15 protein-coding genes are annotated in these 21,372 nt (G+C 63.3%); 1 reads left to right on the top strand and 14 read right to left on the bottom strand.

Going from position 1 to position 21,372, the window contains the following annotated elements:
* From RCH91_RS16005 to RCH91_RS15940, 14 genes are all read right to left on the bottom strand, one after another.
* The coding region (locus tag RCH91_RS16005) for a Tfp pilus assembly protein FimT/FimU (protein WP_306535987.1) at nucleotides 1-197 on the bottom strand (197 nt) is incomplete at its 3' end.
* A 96-nt stretch (nucleotides 198-293) separates the two neighbouring features.
* Nucleotides 294-1,658 (bottom strand): sigma-54 dependent transcriptional regulator, encoded by a 1,365-nt coding sequence (locus RCH91_RS16000; protein ID WP_306535986.1) that lies wholly within the window; start codon nucleotides 1,656-1,658, stop codon nucleotides 294-296.
* Entirely contained in the window at nucleotides 1,655-3,247 is a 1,593-nt protein-coding gene (locus RCH91_RS15995) for a sensor histidine kinase (protein ID WP_306535985.1), read from the bottom strand. The genes RCH91_RS16000 and RCH91_RS15995 overlap by 4 nt, the downstream gene beginning before the upstream one ends.
* Before the next feature lie 10 nt (nucleotides 3,248-3,257).
* Nucleotides 3,258-4,037: an A24 family peptidase gene (locus RCH91_RS15990; protein WP_306535984.1), complete on the bottom strand. Its 780-nt coding sequence runs from the start codon at nucleotides 4,035-4,037 to the stop codon at nucleotides 3,258-3,260.
* A 176-nt stretch (nucleotides 4,038-4,213) separates the two neighbouring features.
* Complete coding sequence (locus RCH91_RS15985) at nucleotides 4,214-6,115, bottom strand: EAL domain-containing protein (protein WP_306535983.1); 1,902 nt, start codon at nucleotides 6,113-6,115, stop codon at nucleotides 4,214-4,216.
* Nucleotides 6,116-6,279: 164 nt separating this feature from the next.
* Nucleotides 6,280-8,943 (bottom strand): valine--tRNA ligase, encoded by a 2,664-nt coding sequence (locus RCH91_RS15980; protein WP_306535982.1) that lies wholly within the window; start codon nucleotides 8,941-8,943, stop codon nucleotides 6,280-6,282.
* A 101-nt stretch (nucleotides 8,944-9,044) separates the two neighbouring features.
* Nucleotides 9,045-10,313 (bottom strand): response regulator, encoded by a 1,269-nt coding sequence (locus RCH91_RS15975; RefSeq protein WP_306535981.1) that lies wholly within the window; start codon nucleotides 10,311-10,313, stop codon nucleotides 9,045-9,047.
* Between the two features lie 94 nt (nucleotides 10,314-10,407).
* Nucleotides 10,408-11,607, bottom strand: a complete 1,200-nt coding sequence (locus RCH91_RS15970) for a serine hydrolase (RefSeq protein ID WP_306535980.1) — start codon at nucleotides 11,605-11,607, stop codon at nucleotides 10,408-10,410.
* Nucleotides 11,608-11,715: 108 nt separating this feature from the next.
* Nucleotides 11,716-12,024, bottom strand: coding sequence for a DUF2914 domain-containing protein (locus RCH91_RS15965; protein ID WP_306535979.1), 309 nt, complete (start codon nucleotides 12,022-12,024; stop codon nucleotides 11,716-11,718).
* Between the two features lie 136 nt (nucleotides 12,025-12,160).
* Nucleotides 12,161-13,342 (bottom strand): bifunctional glutamate N-acetyltransferase/amino-acid acetyltransferase ArgJ, encoded by a 1,182-nt coding sequence (gene argJ, locus RCH91_RS15960; RefSeq protein ID WP_306535978.1) that lies wholly within the window; start codon nucleotides 13,340-13,342, stop codon nucleotides 12,161-12,163.
* An 80-nt stretch (nucleotides 13,343-13,422) separates the two neighbouring features.
* Nucleotides 13,423-16,122, bottom strand: a complete 2,700-nt coding sequence (gene secA, locus RCH91_RS15955; RefSeq protein WP_306535977.1) for a preprotein translocase subunit SecA — start codon at nucleotides 16,120-16,122, stop codon at nucleotides 13,423-13,425.
* 131 nt (nucleotides 16,123-16,253) lie between these two features.
* A complete protein-coding gene (locus tag RCH91_RS15950; RefSeq protein WP_306535976.1) occupies nucleotides 16,254-17,555 on the bottom strand; it encodes a phenylacetate--CoA ligase in 1,302 nt (433 codons plus the stop codon).
* A gap of 169 nt (nucleotides 17,556-17,724) precedes the next feature.
* Entirely contained in the window at nucleotides 17,725-18,273 is a 549-nt protein-coding gene (locus RCH91_RS15945; RefSeq protein ID WP_306535975.1) for an indolepyruvate oxidoreductase subunit beta, read from the bottom strand.
* On the bottom strand, nucleotides 18,270-20,087 hold the full coding sequence (locus RCH91_RS15940) for a thiamine pyrophosphate-dependent enzyme (RefSeq protein ID WP_373694402.1): 1,818 nt from the start codon (nucleotides 20,085-20,087) through the stop codon (nucleotides 18,270-18,272). Before RCH91_RS15940 ends, RCH91_RS15945 begins: the two co-directional genes overlap by 4 nt.
* Nucleotides 20,088-20,301: 214 nt before the next feature.
* Between RCH91_RS15940 and RCH91_RS15935 the strand changes: the two genes are divergently transcribed.
* Nucleotides 20,302-21,342 carry a TRAP transporter substrate-binding protein gene (locus tag RCH91_RS15935; protein WP_373694404.1) on the top strand — a complete coding sequence of 347 codons (1,041 nt, stop codon included), beginning with the start codon at nucleotides 20,302-20,304 and terminating at the stop codon, nucleotides 21,340-21,342.
* The last annotated feature ends 30 nt before the right edge of the window (nucleotides 21,343-21,372 follow it).

Below are 21,372 nucleotides of genomic sequence, written 5' to 3'. Positions count from 1 at the left end.
TTTGCATCCCTGATGATATCCCTTATCTCACGGACCACCGACTTGAGCCGGAAATCGCCGTACAGACTGCTGAACGCCGGCACCGCAATGGCGCTCATGATACTGATGATGGCAACCACAAGGATGAGCTCAAGGAGCGTGAAACCTTTATTGCATCGGACATTCCCAACATAACCTGAAACGTGTACTTGCCGCATCCCGGCACCCCCTGCACAGATAACATAAAAAAAAGCCGCGCAATAATTGCACAGCCCTCATTAAATTACAACACATTTATTAGCATCAACCAACTATCACTCCATGCCATACTCCTTCAATTTGTAGAGAAGAGCCCGGTGGCTGATCTCCAAAAGCCGGGCCGCGTGGGTGCGATTTCCGTTGGTCTTGTCGAGGGCGCGGCGAATGAATTCCCGTTCGAGTCGCTCCTCGGCCTTCTTGATGGAAAGATGGTCTTCCTCCGGATAGACCACCGCCCCACCAATACTACTGCCCCGCAACGCATCGGGAAGAGCCTCGGGGCCGAGGACATCAGCGTCGCACAGGATGAGTGACCGCTCGATGCAGTTCTCCAGTTCCCGAACGTTGCCGGGCCAGCCGTACCCGGCAAGGAGCCGCAGCGCCTCGGGGGAAACCCGCACCCCCGGCCTTCCCAAAGCCGTGCCGTGCTTTTCGAGGAAATGGGCCGCGAGGAGCGGCACGTCCTCAAGCCGCTCCCGCAGGGGCGGAAGGGTGATGCCGAAGACGTTGAGGCGGAAGAAGAGGTCCTCGCGGAAGCGTCCCTCCGCCACCTCCCGCTCCAGGTCCCGGGAGGTGGCGGAGATGACCCGCACGTCCACCTTCGTGGTACGTTCGGCCCCCACCCGCCTCACCTCCCCCTCCTGGAGGACCCGCAGGAGCTTCACCTGGAGCGAGGGGGGCATATCGCCGATCTCGTCCAGGAAGAGGGTGCCTCCGTGGGCCTCCTCGAAGAGCCCGGCCCGGTCGGCAGCGGCGTCGGTGAAGGCGCCGCGCACGTGGCCGAAGAGCTCCGATTCCAGGAGGTTCTCGGGAATGGCTCCGCAGTTCACCGCCACGAAGGGGCCGTCCCGGCGGCTGCCGTTGTGGTGGATGGCCTTGGCCACCAATTCCTTGCCGGTGCCCGATTCGCCGAGAACGAGAACCGATGTCTTCACGTCGCAGACCTTGCGGATAAGCTCGAAGATTTCCCGCATCCGGCCGTTACGGCTCACGATGGCGCCGAAGGAGTACTCTCGGCCGATCTCAGCCCGCAGCCGCCGGTTCTCCGTTTTAAGCCGTTCCCGCTCTTCGGCCTTCTTGAGCACGAGCAGAACCTCGTCGTTCCTGAAGGGCTTGGAGACGTAGTCGTAGGCCCCCTCCTTCATGCACTGGAGCGCCGTATCGATGGTGCCGTAGGCCGACATCATGATGATGGTGCCGCCGATGCCGGCCTCCTGGGCCTTGCGGAGAAAGCCAAGCCCGTCCAGTACCGGCATCCGGATATCGCAGATGATGAAGTCATAGGGATGCTCCCGCGCCATGGCGAGGGCCCGCTCCCCGTTCTCCGCCTCATCGGCATGGTAACCGTTCTTGCGCAGCATCGCCCACAGCATGTGCCGCAGGTTTTCCTCATCGTCAATAACTAGCACCCGTTGTTTCATTGCCCCATCCCTTCATCCGTCACGTCGCCAACGACCGGCAGCCAGATGACAAACCGGGTCCCCTTCCCCACGATGCTCTCCACGGTGATCCGACCGCCGAAGGAATCGACTATGCGGGCCGAGATGGCGAGCCCGAGGCCGGTTCCCTTGCCGGGCTCCTTGGTGGTGAAGAAGGGGTCGAAGATCCGCCCGAGCCCCTCCGGTGCAATACCGCAACCGGTATCAGCCACCTCGATGCGGACGCAGGGGACGGGTTCGCCTTCAGTGGCAAAGGGGGCATGGAATGCGCCGCCGAAATCCCCCCTGCGGCGTCCGCTACGGGGAGATGAATCTTCGGCCTGGACGGGAGGCGTGAACCGGCTTGCGCTGGTCCGGACTTCAAGGCTGCCCCCCTGGGGCATGGCGTCCCGGGCGTTGATGAACAGGTTGATGAGCACCTGCTGAAGCTGGAACGGGTCGGCCTCGAGCAGGGGAACCCCGTCAGCTGCCTTCACGGTCACCACAATCCCCTTGAAGGCCCCCTGCAGTTCAAGCATCTCCACGGTCGAGGTCACGAGAGCGGCCGCGTCGAAGGTCTCCGTGGCCCCCTCGACGGGTCGGGCAAAGTTGAGCAGGTCGCGCACGATCCGGTCGATCCGCTCCGCATCCCGCTCGATACGGCGGAGGTAATCGGCCTTCCGGGGGTCGTCGGCCAGCTCGTCCATCAGAAGCCCCGCATACCCCATGATTGCCGTGAGGGGTGTGCCGATCTCATGGGCGGTCCCCGCAGCCAGAAGCCCCACCGACGCCAGCTTCTCGGAGCGGAGCGCCTCTTCCCGGGCCTCCAGGAGCTCCCGGTTGGCACGCTCCAGGGACCGGACGTGGCGGTCAGCCTCCTCCTGCTTGGCCCGCAGGGCGTCGACCATGCCATTGAACGAATCGGCCAGCTCGGCGATCTCCCGCCCACCGGCCACCGCGGCCCGGTGGCTGAACTCGCCCCGGCCGATCCGCTCGGTGGTAGCCAGGAGCCTGCGCACCGGGACCACGATGAAGCGGGAGAGGAGAAACGAGCCGACCGCCAGAAGAAGAAGAAAATCGAGGACGCAGTAGGCCAGGAACAGGTGCCGCGACTGGGCCAGGAGCTTCTGCTCTCCCCGCAGCGACAATTCGAGCCGGACAGTCCCGACGGTGCTCCCTCCCTGCACAATGGGCGCGTAGCGACGGAGGGTTGCACGCCCCTCGGGGAACCGGCTGGCCTCGGAGCCGGTCGTTATGGTTTCGGCGAGCATCCCGTCTTTGGGCACTTCCTTGCCGAGGGTATAAAGCACCGCGCCGTCGCGCCCCACCACCGTGAGCCCCACGAACTCCCCTTCATGGGCGAGCCGGCGTGCCAGGGTGCCGGCCGGCGATGACGCGATGGTTGAGAGGTCAGGCGGGAGCAGGGCCGTGAAGGAGGCAAGAAGAATGCGGGCCTTGTCGTTTTTCTGCTGCAGGAGGTCGTTCTCGGCGGTCTTGAAGGAGATGAGGCTGAGCAGCACCCAGGTGAGGACCAGGATGAACGAGAGGGATGAGAGGATCAGGAAGCTGAGGCTGAAGCGGAACTGCTTCATGGTGGCCTCCCTAGCGGGCGCCGAGGGTCAGGTACCACGTGATGATCGCCTTGCCATAGAAGATGTAGAGCACGGCACCCGCCGCCAGGAACGGGCCGAAGGGGATGGCGAGTTTGCCGTCCTTTTTCTGGATGAGCATGAGGGTTACGCCGACCACCGACCCGATGAGGGACGAGGCGAAGATGATGAACGGCACGGACCGCCAGCCGAGAAACGCCCCCATCATGGCCAGGAGCTTGATGTCGCCTCCCCCCATCCCCTCCTTCTTCGCGAAGAGTTCATAGAGCCAGGCCACCAGGAACAGACTCCCGCCGCCAGCCACAATGCCCATGAGGGAGCTCTTCCAGCCGAGCCACGGGAGCACGAAGGAGCAGGCAAAGCCGACGACGATCCCCGGCAGGCTGATGACGTCGGGGATGATCTGGTGGTCGAGATCAATGAAGGTGATGGCCACCAGCGCCGAGCAGAAGACGAAGAGGACCAGGAAGGTGGGGGAGGGGCCGAACTTCAGAAAGAGTGCCAGGGTGAGGAGGCCGTTCAGCAGTTCGACAAAGGGATAGCGGGGCGAAATGGGAGCGCCGCAGTCGCGGCACTTTCCCCCCAGGATCAGCCAGCCGAGGATCGGGATGTTGTGCCAGGGCCGTATCCTGGCGCCGCAGGCGGGGCAACGGGACGGGGGCGAGACGATGGACTCCCCTGCCGGGAGCCGGTAGATGCAGACATTGAGGAAGGAGCCGACCGCGGCGCCGAGGAGAAAGGAGAATATGGCGAAAATTACCACTGGGGACATGAAATTATCCTGTAAGTAATCCTGAAACAGTAGTCAGAATAACACGGAGCAACGGAGCAACGGAGAAGTCAATGCTTAGACCAAAAACTTCTAGGTGTGATTCAAAGCAGGGATGCTAGAAAAGCATCTTTCTCAGATATTACTCCGTTGCTCCGTGTTTCAAATTTTTTCTTCATTCAACACCACTTGCTGAAGTTGAGGTACGACTGACCCGCGTGACCGAGGACCGGGGTGAACTGGTCGGCCGGGGCGGGCCTGCTGAACAGAAACCCCTGCATGTCCCGGCAGTTCAACGCCCGCAGCACCTCCATCTGCTCCACGGTTTCGACCCCCTCGGCCACCACCCGCAGATTGAGCACTTCGGCCATGGTGATGACGGCGCCGGCAATGGCCTCATCGTCGGGGTTGGAGGCGATCTCCCGCACGAAGGAGCGATCGATCTTGAGGGTATGGACCGGAAACTTCTTCAGGTACTGGAGCGACGAATAGCCGGTACCGAAATCGTCGATGGCGATCTGGACCCCCATCCGCTCCAGCTGCCGGAAGGTCCGGATCGTTCCCTCGGCATCGTCCATGAGGATGCTCTCGGTAACCTCGATGACGAGCCAGCGGGGGGCAAGCCCCGTCTCCGCCAGGACCCGCGCCACGGTCTCCGCCAGGTTTCCCTGCTGGAGCTGGCGGGGGGAGAGGTTCACCGCCACCTGCATGGTGGGGTAGCCCGCGTCCTGCCATGCGCGGTTCTGAAGACAGGCCGTCCGCAGCACCCACTCCCCCAGGGGGACGATGAGACCCGTCTCCTCGGCCAGGGGAATGAAGCGGGCCGGCGGCACAAGCCCCATGGTGGGATGCTGCCAGCGGACCAGAGCCTCCATGCAGGTGATCTGGCCATGCTCCACGTTCACTTTGGGCTGGTAGTGGAGGATGAATTCGTCCCGTTCCAGGGCCCGGTGCATGTCGTTTTCCAGGGAGAGCCGCTCGAAGGCCCGGGTGTTCATCTCCGGGGTAAAAAGCTGGCAGTTGTTGCGCCCCTGTTCCTTGGCCCGGTACATGGCCACATCGGCATTCTTGATGAGGGCATCGCCGGTGCGGCCGTCGTGGGGATAGACACTGATCCCGATGCTCGTGGTAACGAACAGCTCGTGTTCGTCGATGACAAAGGGGTTTCTGAAGACGTCGACGATCTTCTGGGCCACCTTGAGGGCGTCTTTCACGTCAAGAATCGCCGAAAGATTAACGATGAACTCGTCCCCACCGTGGCGCGCCACAGTGTCACCCTCGCGGCGGCAGCAGTTTCTGAGCCGCTTTGCAACCGCCATGAGGAGTCTGTCCCCCACCGTATGGCCAAGGGTGTCGTTTATGAGTTTGAAGCGGTCCAGATCCAGGAACATGACCGCAAGGAGCTGTTTGTGGCGCTGGGCCAACGCCAGTGTCTGCCGGAGGCGATCGTTGAAGAGGCGGCGGTTGGGAAGCCCCGTCAGGGAATCGTAGTAGGCCATCTGACGGATCTGATCCTCGGCCCGGGTCCGCTCCTCAATCTGCTCTTCCAACATGGCCGCGTGGTCCCTGAGGTCGTCCATCAGGCGGAAGTTGCGCAACACGGCTGAGGCGGTGTGGGCGTACTGCTGGAGAAGCTGTTCGTCAACCTGGTCAAAAGGGTTGTCCATGCGGAACGCCGAGAGGCAGCCGGCCACCCTCCCCTCGTCGAAGATGGGCACCAGCAGGGCCGTATTCATCTCAACGACCTGAAAGAGTTCACAGCTTGCACGGCAGAACGGGGAAAGGTGGTCGACCCTCAGGGGGGTGCCACAGGCAGCCACCGCCGCGCAGACGTTGCCACTACGCAGGGGGACCGTGACCCCCTTCATCATCTGGTTCCAGGCGCCGGAGGCCGCCGTGAAGGTAAGCACGCCTCCCGGACGATCGATGGCGGTGAAAACAGCGGATCCAGCGCGGACAATGTCGCAGGCCCCGTCGCAGAGGACCGTATGGAGGACATCGGGGGCCCCCATGGACAGGAGTCTCCTGATCCAGAGGTCAAGCTTCACGAGGCCGTCATTATAGCGCTTCAGATTTGCCATGGGTTATAGGTGCCGAGTTGTCACTTCCTCAGTGTCTCCCCTGAACAGTCACAAATTTGACAGACAGGGGGTATGGGGACAAGACGATGCAAAACGCTTTCCACCCGCTCCGCAATGGCATAAAAAAACGCCGTTGAGATGCTCAACGGCGCCGGATTCCCCGATTATTTCAGATTTCGAATCTTGTCGAGACTCGCCAGGAGAACCTCTTTTTTCTGACTGAACTCCGCCAGCTTCTCCCGCTCCTTGGCCACCACGTCGGCAGGAGCACGCTCCACGAAGGAGGGGTTTTCAAGCTTCTTTGCCAAAAACTCGACATCCTTGTCCAACTTCCCGATCTCCTTGAGAAGCCGCTTCTCCTCCTCCACCACGTCCACAAGCCCCCGGAGAGGAACGGCGACCTCCACATCTCCCGCAACCGAGATCGCCGCGTCGACGGGCCGTACGAGCCCCGTACCGATGGCAAGGTCTGACACCCGCGCCAGGCTCATTATGTAGACCTCGTTCTTTTTCAGAAGCTGAAGGCTTGCCTCGGAGCCGCAGTTGAGGATCACGGCGATTTCACGGGACGGTGCAACGTCCATCTCGCCGCGGATGTTCCTGATCCCCCGGATCACCTCCATGACCAGCTCCATCTCGGCGGCACCGGCGACAAAATCCCAGGCGGGGTTCGGGGTGGGCCACTGAGCGGTCATGATGGTGGCCGTGGGGCGCTTGCCGGGGATCGCCTGCCAGATCTCCTCGGTGATGAACGGCATGAAGGGGTGGAGTAGCCGCAGGAGATGCTCCAGCACCTGCCAGAGGACGTAGCGGGCCGTCCGCTGACGACCCTCGTCTCCCCGGTAGAGGTCGTCCTTCACGAGCTCGATGTACCAGTCGCAGAACTCGCTCCAGGTGAAGCGGTAGAGGGTGTTTGCGGCATCGTTGTAGCGGTAGGCCTCCAGGGCCTCCCGGGTTTCGGCCGCGGCCGCGTTGAGCCGGTAGAGGATCCAGCGGTCTGCATTGGAGAGTTGCAACTCCGCCGGATCAACGGCGTCGGGATCGAACCCCTCCAGGTTCATGAGGGCGAAGCGGGAGGCGTTCCATATCTTGTTGGCGAAGTTCCGGTAGCCGGCGATCCGCTCTTCGGCGAGCTTGATGTCGCGCCCCTGGGCCGCGAAGGCCGCCAGGGTGAAGCGGAAGGCGTCGGTGCCGTACTGATCGATGACCACCAACGGGTCAATGACGTTCCCCTTGGATTTGCTCATCTTCTGCCCCTGGGCGTCGCGGACCAGGGCGTGGATGTAGACGTCGCGGAACGGCACCTCACCCATGAAGTGGAGCCCCATCATCATCATCCGGGCCACCCAGAAGAAGAGGATGTCGAAACCGGTCACGAGGCACGAGGTGGGGTAAAAGGTCTTGAGCTCCGGCGTCTGGTCGGGCCACCCCATGGTGGAGAAGGGCCAGAGGGCCGAGGAGAACCAGGTGTCCAGCACGTCGGTTTCCTGGCGGATCTCGTCGCTGCCGCACTTTTCACACCGGGTCGGGTCCACCTTGGCCACCGTGGTCTTGCCGCAGTGGTCACAGTACCAGGCCGGAATCCGGTGCCCCCACCAGATCTGGCGCGAGATGCACCAGTCGCGGATGTTCTCCATCCAGTCGAAGTAGGTGTTCTCCCACTGCTGGGGGACGATGCGGGTGCGCCCGTCCTTGACGGCGGCCAGGGCCTCCTCTGCCAGGGGGCCCACCTTCACGTACCACTGGAGCGACAGGTAGGGCTCCACCACAGTCTTGCAGCGGTAGCACCCCCCCACGGCCAGGGCGTGGTCGTCGATCTTCTCCAGGAGTCCCTGGGCCTCCAAGTCGTCCACGATCCGTTTCCGGGCGGCAAAGCGGTCCATTCCCTCGTACTGGTGGCCGGCGGCGTTGACGACCCCCGACTCGTCAAAGACGTTGACCACGTCGAGATTATGACGCCGCCCCACCTCGAAGTCATTGAAGTCATGGGCCGGTGTGATCTTCACCACGCCGGTGCCGAACTCCCGGTCCACGTAATCGTCGGCCACCACCGGAATCTGCCGGTTCATCAGGGGCAGGAGGACGGTCTTTCCCACAAGGTCGGCGTATCGCTCATCCTCGGGGTGGACCGCCACGGCGGTGTCGCCGAGCATGGTCTCGGGACGGGTCGTTGCCACCACCACGAAGCGCCCCGGCTGATCCACCACCGGATAGCGGAGGTGCCAGAGGCTCCCCGCCTTCTCCTCGTGCTCCACCTCGATGTCCGAGAGGGCCGTGTGGCAGCGGGGGCACCAGTTGATGAGGCGGTTGTCCCGGTAGATGAGACCTTCCTCGTAGAGGCGGACAAAGACCTCCCGCACGGCCCGGGAGAGCCCCTCATCCATGGTGAAGCGCTCCCGCTCCCAGTCGCAGGAGGCGCCAAGGCGCTTCAGCTGCCCGATGATCTGTCCCCCCGACTCCCCCTTCCACTTCCAGACCCGCTCGATGAACTCCTCGCGCCCCAGCTCGTGGCGGCTTTTCCCCTCGGCGGCCAGCTGGCGCTCCACCACGTTCTGGGTGGCGATGCCGGCATGGTCGGTGCCGGGCATCCAGAGGACGTTGTGGCCGCTCATCCGCTTCCAGCGGCAGAGGATGTCCTGGAGGGTGTTGTTGAGGGCATGGCCCATGTGGAGGGCGCCCGTAACGTTTGGGGGGGGGATGACGATGCTGTAGGAGGGCTTGTCGCTCACCGCTTCGGCGCGGAAGTACCCTTCCCGCTCCCACGTCTGGTACCATTTCTCTTCAACGGCCTGGGGTTCGTAGACCTTTGCCAGTTCCTTCTCTGCCATTGGCTTGACCTCTTTCATCTGCAAAATGAAAAATGGGGATGTGGCATCCCCATTTCAGCGTCAACAATTCTTGCCGGTCCGTGATCCCCGGTCTCTGGGCTCTAACCGCCTCCCTTTATCCGGCGAATCTCCTCCTTGATGAGGGTTTCGGCCAGATCGGGCACCACTTCCCATGCAATCCGCTCGATGACCTCCCGGGAGATGCGGGAGATGGCCGCCGCAAGCTGTTCCTCGGTGAGGGTAATGGTTCCGCCGGTCTCCACGCCGGAAGACGCTGCCGCAAAGGGCGCGGGCGCCTGCTCCTCCAGGGGAACAAACGCGAGACTCTCTGCAGCCGGGGTAAACTCTTCCTGCCGGGATGCCTCGAACGGCTCAATCGCAGGAACGAGCTCTTCGGAAATCTGCTTCTCGGAAATGGTCCCATAGGGTTCGATGCCGGCAGCGCTTTCCTCGCCGAAGACAAAGGCTTCCTCCAGGGGGGGAGCGGTGAACGGCGTCGGCTCGCCGGAAGCAAAAATGGCAGTTTCGTCCGGCTCCTCCGTGAAAACGAACTCGTCACCGACAGGGGCGACGCCAAACTCCACCGCCTCGGCGGCGGCAGGCTCCGAGCCGACACCAAAGACATCCCCGGTTGGTTCCAGCCCAAGGGGGACAGAAGCCGCGGTTGTGGCTGCGGCTGCCTCACCGGTCGCCACCTGGCCGAACTCGACGACATCCTCGCCGGTGACCTCATCCTCAAGCTCGAAAGCACCCCAAAGATCATCGGTGGGGGATGCCTCCTCGATCTCGAAGGCAAAGGGTTGCGGTTCCGGGATGGAAATACCGGCAGTGGCAGGTTCTAAACGGGAAGGAGACGCCATGGCGGGTTGTGGCGTTACAGGAACGGGCTCGTCGAATTCGATGGCAAAGGATTCCACAGGCTCCGCAGCTACAGGTGCCACGGCTGCCGCAACTGCTGCCGCTGCCGGTGCCACCGCCGGGGCAGCCACGGCCCGGCTCTTGCCGAGGTCCAGGAGACCTTTGACCTTGTCGATGAGCTGCTGGGACTCGAAGGGTTTGGAGATGAAATCGTCGGCACCGCACTGGCGGGCCTTCTCCTCGTCGAAGGGCTCGAAGGCGCCGGTCATGAGGAGAATGGGAACGGTGCCGAGGAGAGGATCCTCCCGTATTGCGGTACAGACTTCGTAGCCGGACTTGCCTGGCATGAGGGCATCCACCAGCATCACGTCGGGCTTGGTTTCGCGGGCCTTCTCCACGGCTGAGTCGCCATTGTCAACGACAGTCAGATCGCAATCCTCGTTGGCGAAAATGATCCCCACGACCTTCTGGATAGTGATGCTGTCGTCGGCAAGGAGAATCCTGTTGCCCATGAAAAAACCTCCTCGGATTGGAGCGTCGCAAGCCCTGAAAAACCGCGAACAACCGCGGAAAAACTAGCACAAGCCCCTGTGGGTGTCAAGATGTTTACCGGACCGGCGGGAGATCCGACATGGCTATTTCGGCGAGCTCCCGGAGGCCCGGATAGAGCATGGCGAAGGCAACCGAGGAGAGGTCGTTTCTGAGCTTCGAGAAGGCACGGGTGTTCCGGTAGTCGAGCCGTGCCGAGAGGAATATCACGAAGGAATCGTTCTCCGGATCGATCCAGATGGAGCTCCCAGAATAGCCGGTGTGCCCGAAGGACGCTTCGGAAAAACCGCTCCCCTTCGGGGAAGAAAAGGGTGACGCGATGTCCCACCCAAGCCCCCGGCGCACGGTGCCGCCGCGGGAGAAATAGGGAGCCGTCATCTGCCGAACGGTCCGGGCCTCGAGCACCCGCCGGCCGTCAAGCTCCCCTTCGCCCAGAATCATGCGGCAGAATCGGGCCAAGTCACCGGCCGTGGTGAAGATCCCGGCGTGCCCCGCCACGCCATCCAGGAGATGGGCCGAGTGGTCCTGAACCCTCCCGAACAGGGGGTTGCCTCCGGCGTCGAGGGTTGCCGCGCAACGGCCGGCCACGGCAGGCCCGGGGTTGAAGCAGGTCGTCCCCATGGAGAGGGGACCATAGACTCCTTCAGCCACCGTGAGATCCAGGGGGGCGCCGGTCACCCGCCGGACCAGCTCGCCGAGGAGAATGAAATTAATGTCGGCGTACCTGAAACGGTTGCCGGGCTCCCCCTTGAGTTTCTGGAGTGCCACTCCCTCGACGGCGCTCAGGAGCGGATTACCGGGGGCGATCGGCAGATCGTCGAGCCCCGAGGTGTGGGTCAGCAGATGCACCACGCGCAGTTCATCCTTCCCTCTGCCTGCGAACTCGGGAAACCAACGGATTAACGGATCAACGAGTGAAAGGCGTCCCTGTTCCACCAGCTTCATGACCGCCGGCGCCGTGGCCACCACCTTGGTGAGGGATGCCGCGTCGAAGATGGTGTCGGTCGTGACCGGTACCGCGCCGGGAACACCGGAAACCCTGCCGAAGGCCGATTCGTAGACGACCCCGTGGCGGTTCCCCACAAGCACCACCCCCCCAGCGATGAGCCCGTCGGCCATTGCCTTGTCCATAAGGTGTGAGACGGCACTCTGCCACGGGGAGGGAGCGATAGGGGTGTCGCCGGCGAACGCCGGCAGAGACGTGAAGAACAGGATGACCAGGGTGAGAACTTTGCGGGACAGCATGGGGGCCACCATTATATATCCTGACGATGGAGTAGCAGGCTACAGACCCTTTGGCAAAACAGAGGCCACAACCACACTCTCCACACACGACAAAGGGGGGTCACCCCCCCCTCCGTGCTCTCAGTTTATCCTGAATTCAACCGCTTTCAACAGCTTTCCCTCGCTGTCGAGGGCCTCGACCCGCCACATGCCGACGGAATCGCGATTAATGGGCCGTTTGCTCCAGGTGCGCCACTTCTTTCCCTCGACCTGAAGCTCCTGCTCTCCCGCTACCTGACCTTCCCGGTACCAGATGTGCCGGATGGTCGCCTCTTCTCCCGAGGGGTTAACGATTCTTGTGAAGCAGTAGAGGGCAGGAACCGACCGGTGGTTGATCCGCCGGACGGCGTCAATGGGGTTGTTGCGGGTTATCTTGGTCGTAACGGCCATCTCGGTAATCCGTAAACCGCCATTCTCGGCAAATACGGGTCCAGTAACCCAAAAAGAACTCAACAGAATTACCGCCACAAACGCAAACAGCCTTCTCATCAGCGTCACCCCCCATGCGGTTGAAGCCATATGCCCCTCAGGTTCGGTAATCGGCGTTGATCTTGACGTAATCATAGGAGAGATCAGACGTGTAGACCGTGGCCTCGCCGTCTCCAAGGTGCAGGTCGACAATCACGCTGAATTCCTTCTTTTTCAGGACCTCGGTCCCCCTCGCCTCCGCGTGGCCGCCAGCGAAGACGCCGTTTCTGACCATCTGCACATCGTCGAAGAAGAGCTCAGCCCGGTCGGGCTCCACCTCTGCCCCCGAGTAGCCCACCGCCGCGAATATCCGCCCCCAGTTAGCGTCCTGGCCGAAGAAAGCAGTCTTGACAAGGCAGGAGTTGGCCACTGCCATGGCGGCCCGCTTGGCGTCGGCGTCCGTCCGTGCCCCCTTGACGGCAATCTCCACGAACTTGGTGGCCCCCTCCCCGTCCTTGACAATGAGCTTTGCCAGGGTCAGCAGCACCTCGTCCAAAAGCCGCACGAAGTCTGCGGCGCCCTCACTCCCGCCAGAGAGCATCGGATTGCCGGCGGCGCCGTTGGCCATGATGATGGCGGTGTCGTTGGTGGAGGTGTCGCCGTCCACGGTGATGGCATTGAAGGAGCGCTCCACGCCGGCGGCGAAGACCGTCCGGAGCCAGGCGGGATCCACCGCCGCGTCGGTGACGATGAAGGCGAGCATGGTGGCCATGTTCGGCATGATCATACCCGCGCCCTTGGCGATGCCGGCAATGGTGTACCCCGTGCCGCCGGCCTTACCCGTTCGCACCTCCAGCTTGGGGAAAGTGTCGGTGGTCATGATGGCGCGGGCAACATCGTCGAGGGTCCCCCCCCCGAGCCCTTGGAGAAGGGGAGGAATCCCGGCGCGCATCCGCTCCATGGGAAGCGGCACGCCGATGACGCCGGTGGAGGAGACAAGCACTTCCTCCTCGGCGACTCCGAGCCCCTCGGCCACGAGCCGCGTCGTCTCCCGGGCGTCGTCCATACCCACGGGACCGGTGCAGGCGTTGGCGTTGCCGCTGTTGACAACAATCGCCCGGCAGGTGCCGTTTTCCGTCCTCTCCCGGTCAAGAAGGACCGGTGCCGCCTGCACCTTGTTGGTGGTGTAAACCGCCGCTACTGCAGCCGGCGTTTCCGAAACGATCAGCGCAAGGTCCAACCGTCCCGGCTTCTTGATGGCCGCCTCAACGGCGGAGAACTGAAATCCTTTGATGTTCATGGCGCATCTCCCTGTAGGGGCAACCCTATGTGGTTGCCCTCAAAAGGCGGCCGCGCGGGGCCGCCCCTACAAGACACAGATTATTTCCCGCAGCACTTTTTGTACTTTTTCCCGCTGCCGCAGCTGCACGGATCGTTACGGCCGGCGGTCTTCTTGCTCTTGGCCGGCTGGGGTGCCGCGGCGGGCTCGTCGCCGAGGTTGAAGACCATCTTCTTCTGGGCCTGCTTCTGCTGCTCCTCTTCCAACCGCTCCACGTCTTCCTCCCGGGCGATCTGGACCCAGAAGATCTTCTCCACCGTCTCCTCGGCGATGCGGGCCATCATGTCCATGAAGAGCCGGTAGGCCTCCTTCTTGTACTCCTGCTTCGGGTCCTTCTGGCCATAACCCCTGAGGCCGATCCCCTCCTTCAGGTGGTCGATGGAGAGGAGATGGTCCTTCCACTGGCTGTCGATGGCCTGGAGCATGATCACCTTGATGAGGTGGTCCATGAGCTCGTCGCCGAAGGAGGCCACCTTAGCCTCATAGGCCTCGTAGACCTTTTCCCGCAGAAGCTTGCGGAAACTTTCAGGGGCAAGCCGGTCCATGGTTTCAGCCGGGATGTCGGCCTGGAAGCCGAAGGTCTTGTAGATCGCCTCGCCGATGGCCTCCCAGTCCCACTCGGAGGCATGGACCTTCTCGATGGCGAAGGCCGAGGCGATATCCTCGATGGTGTCATCGAGCACCTGGGTGAAGTTGCCACGGATGTCCTCGCCTGCCAGGATCTCGCGGCGCTGGGTGTAAATCACCTCCCGCTGCTTGTTCATGACGTCGTCGTATTCGATGAGGTGCTTGCGGATCTCGAAGTTGTGGGCCTCCACCTTCTTCTGGGCATTCTCGATGGCCTTGGTGATCATGCCGTGGGTGATGGCCTCACCCTCCTCGATCTTGAGGAAGTCCATGATCTTGGAAACCCGCTCGGAACCGAAGATGCGGAGAAGATCGTCCTCCAGGGACAGGTAGAACCGCGATGACCCCGGGTCCCCCTGGCGCCCGGAACGGCCCCGGAGCTGGTTGTCGATGCGCCGTGACTCGTGGCGCTCGGTGCCGAGGATGTGGAGACCACCCAACTTCACCACCTCGTCATGCTCCGCCGCACACTCCGCCTTGTACCTGGCCAGAACCGCAGCGTACTCCTCATCGCTCGCCTCGGGGTTCTCGCGGCGCCACTGCTTGGCCAGCGAATCGGGGTTCCCCCCCAGCACGATGTCGGTACCGCGTCCCGCCATGTTGGTGGCAATGGTCAGCATCCCCTTGCGCCCCGCCTGGGCCACGATCTCGGCCTCACGCTCGTGCTGCTTGGCGTTGAGGACGTTGTGGGGAATCCCCTGCCGCTTGAGGAGCTCCGAAAGGACCTCGGACTTCTCGATGGAGATGGTGCCCACCAGGACCGGCTGCCCCTTCTCGTGGCAATCCTTGATCTCTTCGATGACCGCGGCGAACTTCTCCCGCTCGGTCTTGTAGATGACGTCAGGGAAGTCAGGGCGTAACAGCGGCCGGTTGGTGGGGATGACGGTCACGTCCAGCTTGTAGATTTTGTGGAACTCCTCGGCCTCGGTGTCGGCGGTGCCGGTCATGCCGGAGAGCTTCTCGTACATCCGGAAGTAGTTCTGGAAGGTGATGGTGGCCAGGGTCTGGTTCTCGTTCTCGATAACCACCCCCTCCTTGGCCTCGATGGCCTGATGGAGACCATCGGACCACCGGCGCCCTGGCATGAGGCGGCCAGTGAACTCGTCGACAATGAGCACCTCGCCGTCCTTGACCACGTAGTCCACGTCGCGCCGGAAAAGGGCATGGGCCCGCAGGGCCTGGTTCACGTGGTGAAGGATTTCCATATTTTGTGGGTCATAGAGGTTATTGATTTTGAGAAGCTTCTCCACCGTCAGAACCCCCTCCTCGGTGAGGGTGGCGGAACGGGCCTTCTCGTCCACGGTGAAATCGCCGGTGTAGGCCTTTCTCTTCCCCGACAGGGTGTTGGCCTCAACCTCCTTCATCTCCCCCTTCTTCAGGTGAGGGATGATTCGGTCGATGATGTAGTACTTGTCGGTGGAGTCCTCGGTGGGGCCGGAAATGATGAGCGGCGTCCGGGCCTCGTCGATGAGGATCGAGTCCACCTCGTCGACAATGGAGTAGTAGAAGGGGCGCTGCACGTAGTCATCCAGGGAGAACTTCATGTTGTCCCGCAGGTAATCAAAGCCAAACTCGTTGTTGGTGCCGTAGGTGATGTCGGAGGCGTAGGCGGCGCGGCGTTCTTCGTCGTCGATGCCATGGACGATGACCCCCACCGAGAGGCCCAGGAAGTTATAGATCCGCCCCATCCACTCGGAGTCGCGACGGGCAAGGTAGTCGTTCACCGTGACCACGTGGACCCCCCTGCCGGTGAGGGCATTCAGGTAGGCGGGGAGGGTCGCCACGAGGGTTTTCCCCTCGCCGGTCTTCATCTCGGCGATCTTGCCGCTGTGGAGCACCATGCCGCCGATGAGCTGCACATCGAAGTGGCGCATGTTATGGACCCGCTTGCCCGCCTCGCGGCAGACGGCAAAGGCCTCGGGAAGGAGGGAGTCGAGGGATTCACCCTTTGCGCAGCGCTCCTTGAACTCGGAGGTTTTGCCCCTGAGCTGATCGTCGGTGAGCGCAGCCATCTGCGGCTCCAGGCCGTTGATCTTTTCCACGATGGGCCAGAGGCGCTTCAACTCCCGCTCGTTCTTGCTGCCGACGATCTTCTTGATTATGGCTCCAAACATTACCTGGGATCTCCTGGGGGGATATTTTTTAGGGAAATGCAACGGGGAACGGTACCACAACGGGGGGAAATGCTCAATAGAATCGTGCGATGTGCGGCGATGGCATTCCGCCGCACGTTACGGGCCATACATCAATACTTCCTGTTGTCGAACATCCTTCGGGTCTTGCCCTCCGAGCGCGGAAGCTCCCCATAGGGGAGGACTGTCACCTCGCAGGAGACCATGAGGCTGTGCTTGACGGCGGAGGCAACCCGTCGGGCCAGCGCCGGGTCGTCGGCCGGCGCGCCGTCTTCGCTCCGTTCAACGCGGATGGTCATGTAGTCGCGGCCGTCGGCCCCATGGTCGAGAACCACCTGGAACTCGCTCCCAACCCCCTCCACGGTGTCGAGGATCTCGTCGATCTGCCCCGGGTAGATGTTGACGCCGCGGAAGATGATCACGTCGTCGGAGCGGCCCAGGATCCGGTCGTGGCGGGGGAAGGTGCAGCCGCAGGGGCAGTTGCCGGGGATCAGCCGGGTGAGGTCCCGGGAACGGTAGCGGATGAGGGGTGCCGCTTCCTTGCGGAGCGTCGTGAAGACCATCTCCCCCACTTCCCCCGGCGCCACCGGTTCGAGGGTCTCCGGGTCAAGGATTTCGAGGAGGTAGTAGTCGGCCCAGTAGTGGACGGCGCCGTTTGCACCCGGAGCAGCGCAGGAAAGGCCGGTGCCGGGACCGTAGACCTCGGTAAGGCCGGTGATGTCGTGGACCGATTCCGCCCCCAGGCCCTCCCGGATCTTGGCGAGCATCGCCTCGCTGGAGCGCTCGGCCCCGAGGATCACCTTCCGGACGCGAATCCTGTCCCTGAGCCCCCGCCGCAGAACTTCCTCCGCCAGGAGAAGCCCCATGGATGCAGTGCAGCAGACCACCGTGGACTGGAGGTCCGTGAGGAACGTAGTCTGAAGCTCCAGATTCCCCGGCCCCACCGGCACAGCCAGGGCGCCGTAACGCTCGCAGGCGGCCTGGAAGCCTGTTCCGGCGGTCCAGAGCCCGTAGCCGACGCAGATCTGCACCCGGTCCTCCCGGGTCACCCCCGCCAGCTCGTAGCAGCGGCAGAACATCTCGGCCCAGTCGTCCACGTCCTTTTGGGTGTAGCAGAGGATCTTGCGCTTCCCCGTTGTGCCGGAGGAGGAGTGGATCCGGACGATCTCCTCGAAGGGGGCCGACCGCAGCGGGAAGGGATAGCCGGCCCGCAGGTCGTCGGCGGTGGTGAAAGGAAGTCTGCCCAGATCGGCGAGGGTGCGGATATCCTCCGGCGACACGCCGGCCTGCTGAAACCGCTCCCGGTAGAAGGGAGAGTTGTTCCAGGCGTGGGCAACGGTCCATTGCACGCCGGCAAGCTGAAGCCGTTCAAGGTCGGTGGGGGAAGAGAAGGTGGCGGGGAAGCGGGTGAGCATCTGACAATTGTCTCCAGTACCGAATCATTTTTACAGCAATGCGCGCAATTGCATCGGCTGATTTGCAGGGAAAAGCGATCGATGTCGTAGGGGCGAAGCAAGGTTTTCTGCTTCGCCCTGAGTACAGATGGCGTCAACGGGCGAAGCAGATAAAGCGCTTGCTTCGCCCCTACAGCGTGCCCCGTTCTATCCCGAGCCGCAACGCAGCCAACGAGGCGTCCCGAAGCTTCCCCTTCTCGGACAGACGCCGTTCGATGGTCCCGATGACCTGGTCGGCGGTGCAGAAGAGGTTGCCCGCGGCGGCAAGGCGCGCCAGGGCAAAGCCGAGGAGGATCAGGTTGAGGGACTGGGGATTGCCGAGCTCCAAGGCAAGAGCATCGGCGTCGATGACGTGGACCCGATGGCCGTCGAGGCCGGCCGGCGCGGCCTTGGCGTTGACGACGATCCACCCGCCGGGGCTGAGGAAATGGCGGTGGATCGCCACGTTCTCCCCCTTCATGGCGATGAGCCCGTCGGCGCGCCCCGGCCTCACGAGGGGGCTCGGGAACTCCCCCGCCTTCAGGTGGGAGATGACCACCCCGCCCCGCTGGGCCATGCCGTGGGTCTCGGAGGTCATGACCGGCATCCCCTGGCCGATGGCGGTTTCGGCGAGGATGCGGGTCAGGAAGAGAATCCCCTGGCCGCCGACGCCGCTGATGATGAGTTGCTGACCGGTCATTGCCCCACCTCCTCGATTGCCATCCGCGGACAGACATCGACGCAGACCCCGCAGTCGGTGCAGATGAGGGTGTCGATGACGACCCGCTTCTGCTCCTCGTCATAGACCAGGGCCGGGCATTCGAACTGGGTGGTGCAGGAGCGGCAGCCGTTGCAGGCGTCGCTGATGGCAACCTTTCGCCTCGGCGGCCGATCCCCCTTGAAGGTCCGGTCCACCACGCAGGGCTGGCGGGCGATGACCACGGCGAGCCCGTCGGTCCGGGCGAAGGCAACCGCTTCCTTCATGAGGGCAGTGAACGCCGGAAGGTCGCCGGGGCGCCCCACCTTGCAAAACTTCACCCCGCAGGCCCTGACGAGCCCCTCCATGTCGACCGTGGCCGTGGGAACCCCGCCGGCGCCCCACCCCAGGGCCGGGGTCGGCTGGTTGCCGGTCATGGCGGTGGTGGCGTTGTCGAGGATCACGAGGACGAAACGGGCATCCTGGACCACGGCGTCGATGAGGGGGGGAATGCCAGCATGGAAGAAGGTAGAGTCGCCGATGGTGGCGACGATGTCGGGGACCTCGCCGCCAAGCTTGTGGGCATGGTAGAAGCCGGCCGCCTGGGAGACCGCGGCCCCCATGCAGAGGACGGTGTCGACTCCCCCCAGGTTGATGCCCAGGGTGTAGCAGCCGATATCCGACGGGTAGATTCCCTTGGGGGCGGCCCGCTTGATGGCGTAGAAACTGGCCCGGTGTGGGCAGCCGGGACAGAGGGTCGGGCGCCGTCCCGCTTCGGCGGCGGGTGCGGGGGATTCCGCGACTTCGATCCCGGCAAAGGCGGCCATGAGACCCTCTATCAGCTCGGGGGAGAGTTCCCCCACCTCGGGGACGAAGCCGGAGCGCTTCCCCTTCACCCGGTAGCGGTCGGCGAGCTGCAGCTCCATCACCCCGGTGGTCTCTTCGAGCACCAGAATTTCGTCATACTGTTCAAGAATGTCGGCCACGAACCGTGTATGGAGCGGATAGGGCTGCACCACCTGCCAGAGGGGGAGGGTCTCCCGGAGACCCAGGTCGGCCAGCACCTCCCGGGCATGGGCCGCCGCGACGCCGGAGGCGACCACGGCCCGCCGGGCCGTTGCGGCGGGGTTGAGGAGTCGGGGGGCGGTGGGCTCCCAGGCAGCGATTTTGGCCAGCTTCTCCTCCAGTTCCAGGTGGAGACGGTGGCGGAATTTCGGTGTGGCGGCCCAGCGGGCCGGGTTCTTCTCGAAGACGGCCGTGCGGTCCGAAGGGGCCACGGGACCGGGGAGGATGTCCTGGTTGGCGTGGCATACCCGGGTGGTGGGGCGGAGCATGACCGGGATCTGGAAGGCCTCGGAGAGCTCGAAGCCGGCCTTCACCAGCTCCCGGGCCTGCTCCGGCGAGTCGGGATCCAGCACCGGCACCTTGGCGCTCAGGGCCATGAGGCGGCTGTCCTGCTCGGTCTGGGAGGAGTGGGGGCCGGGGTCGTCGGCGCTGATGACCAGAAAGCCCCCCTTCACCCCCAGATAGGCGGCGCTCATGAACGGGTCGGAGGCCACGTTGAGCCCCACCTGCTTCATGGCAGTGGCGGCCCGCAGCCCCGCCTGGGACGCCGCATAGGCGATTTCCAGGGCCACCTTCTCGTTCACCGCCCACTCCACATGCATGGGGAGCCCGTAGCGGGCCTGCCACTGGGCCACGCCGGAGAGGATCTCCGATGCGGGGGTGCCGGGGTAGGAGGCCACCACGCTGCATCCCGCCTCCACAAGGCCGTGGGCCATGGCTTCATTGCCGAGCAACAACATCCGTTCACTCACCTGTTTCATCCCTCCCGGCGTAAAAAAATCACCAGATTTTCCGCGCTCGCCCGGTGTTTGTCAACCTGAAATCATGAACCAGTCAACGTCCCCGCCGACAATCAGCTTGAATTCCCAAGGATATTTCTTTATACATGAGCAGCCCGACGCACCAACAATTCATTAATGTTTTGTTCGACACCACGAAACACCCTTGTCAAGGAGGCCCTCCATGATGAAACGGCTCCACCAGTTTGCCCTGCTCACCCTTCTCGGCACCCTCGTCCTCGCCTCGGGGACCGCCAGCGCCGCAGACGTCATCAAACTCACCTACGCCAACTTCCCCCCGGCGGCCACTTTCCCCTGCGTCCAGATGGAGCGCTGGGCCAAGGAGGTGGAGAAACGGACCGGCGGCAGGGTGAAGGTGCAGACCTTCCCCGGCGGCACGCTCCTCAACGCCAAGAACATGGCCGAGGGGGTCACCTCCGGCATCGCCGACATCGGCAACTTCGCCATGAGCTACCAGCCGGGGCGCTTCCCCGTCTCCGAGGCGGTGGACCTCCCCTTCGGCTTCACGAGCTCGAAAGTGGCGAGCCTCGTCCTCTATGACCTGATCGATAAATACAAGCCCAAGGAGTTCGCGAAGGTAAAGGTCCTCACCGTTTTCACCTGCCCCCCCACCAACCTGATGACCAAGGCGCCGGTGAAGCGGCTCGCCGACCTGAAGGGGATGGAGCTGCGGGTGGCGGGGACGAGCGCCGAAGTGGCCAAGCGCCTCGGCGCGGTGCCGGTTGCCATGCCCCAGTCGGAGACCCCGGAGGCGATCCAGAAGGGTATCGTGAAAGGGATGATCTCGTCCCTGGAGATCCTCCAGGACCTGAAGTTCGCCAGCTACACCCCCTACGCCACCATCGCCAACCTGCCGGTGGTCTCCTTCGCCGTGGTGATGAACAAGGCCAAGTGGGACGCCCTCCCCGCCGACGTCAAGAAGGCCCTGGACGGCCTCTCCCGGGAGCAGGCCGCCTGGACCGGCGAGTACGTGGACCGGCATGTCCAGGAGTCCCTCGCCTGGTCGAAGAAAAACTACCAGCACCAGGTGTTCACCCTTCCGGCCGACGACCAGAAGAAGGTTTCCCAACTCCTGGCACCCATGGTGGACGACTACGTGAAGAAGGTGAGCGCCCAGGGGCTCAACGGCAGGCAGATCGTGGCGGACGTCCAGGCCTTCAAGAAGAAATACGAAACCCCGGCGGCGAAGCCGGCGAAGAAGAAATAACCTACTCCCTCACCCCCAGCCCCTCTCCCC

Origin of the sequence: Geobacter sp. (assembly GCF_030834625.1) — a bacterium.
Lineage (GTDB): Bacteria > Desulfobacterota > Desulfuromonadia > Geobacterales > Geobacteraceae > Geobacter.
This window is presented reverse-complemented; position numbering and strand designations above follow the sequence as displayed.

What these genes read in the sequence shown, in the direction of transcription:
- RCH91_RS15990 (WP_306535984.1), bottom strand. Translation starts at nt 4,037, where the DNA reads ATGTCCCCAGTGGTAATTTTCGCCATATTCTCCTTTCTCCTCGGCGCC.
- secA (WP_306535977.1), bottom strand. Translation starts at nt 16,122, where the DNA reads ATGTTTGGAGCCATAATCAAGAAGATCGTCGGCAGCAAGAACGAGCGG.
- RCH91_RS15970 (WP_306535980.1), bottom strand. Translation starts at nt 11,607, where the DNA reads ATGGTGGCCCCCATGCTGTCCCGCAAAGTTCTCACCCTGGTCATCCTG.
- RCH91_RS15980 (WP_306535982.1), bottom strand. Translation starts at nt 8,943, where the DNA reads ATGGCAGAGAAGGAACTGGCAAAGGTCTACGAACCCCAGGCCGTTGAA.
- RCH91_RS16000 (WP_306535986.1), bottom strand. Translation starts at nt 1,658, where the DNA reads ATGAAACAACGGGTGCTAGTTATTGACGATGAGGAAAACCTGCGGCAC.
- RCH91_RS15935 (WP_373694404.1), top strand. Translation starts at nt 20,302, where the DNA reads ATGAAACGGCTCCACCAGTTTGCCCTGCTCACCCTTCTCGGCACCCTC.
- RCH91_RS15975 (WP_306535981.1), bottom strand. Translation starts at nt 10,313, where the DNA reads ATGGGCAACAGGATTCTCCTTGCCGACGACAGCATCACTATCCAGAAG.
- RCH91_RS15995 (WP_306535985.1), bottom strand. Translation starts at nt 3,247, where the DNA reads ATGAAGCAGTTCCGCTTCAGCCTCAGCTTCCTGATCCTCTCATCCCTC.
- RCH91_RS15950 (WP_306535976.1), bottom strand. Translation starts at nt 17,555, where the DNA reads ATGCTCACCCGCTTCCCCGCCACCTTCTCTTCCCCCACCGACCTTGAA.
- RCH91_RS15945 (WP_306535975.1), bottom strand. Translation starts at nt 18,273, where the DNA reads ATGACCGGTCAGCAACTCATCATCAGCGGCGTCGGCGGCCAGGGGATT.
- argJ (WP_306535978.1), bottom strand. Translation starts at nt 13,342, where the DNA reads ATGAACATCAAAGGATTTCAGTTCTCCGCCGTTGAGGCGGCCATCAAG.
- RCH91_RS15965 (WP_306535979.1), bottom strand. Translation starts at nt 12,024, where the DNA reads ATGGCCGTTACGACCAAGATAACCCGCAACAACCCCATTGACGCCGTC.
- RCH91_RS15985 (WP_306535983.1), bottom strand. Translation starts at nt 6,115, where the DNA reads ATGGCAAATCTGAAGCGCTATAATGACGGCCTCGTGAAGCTTGACCTC.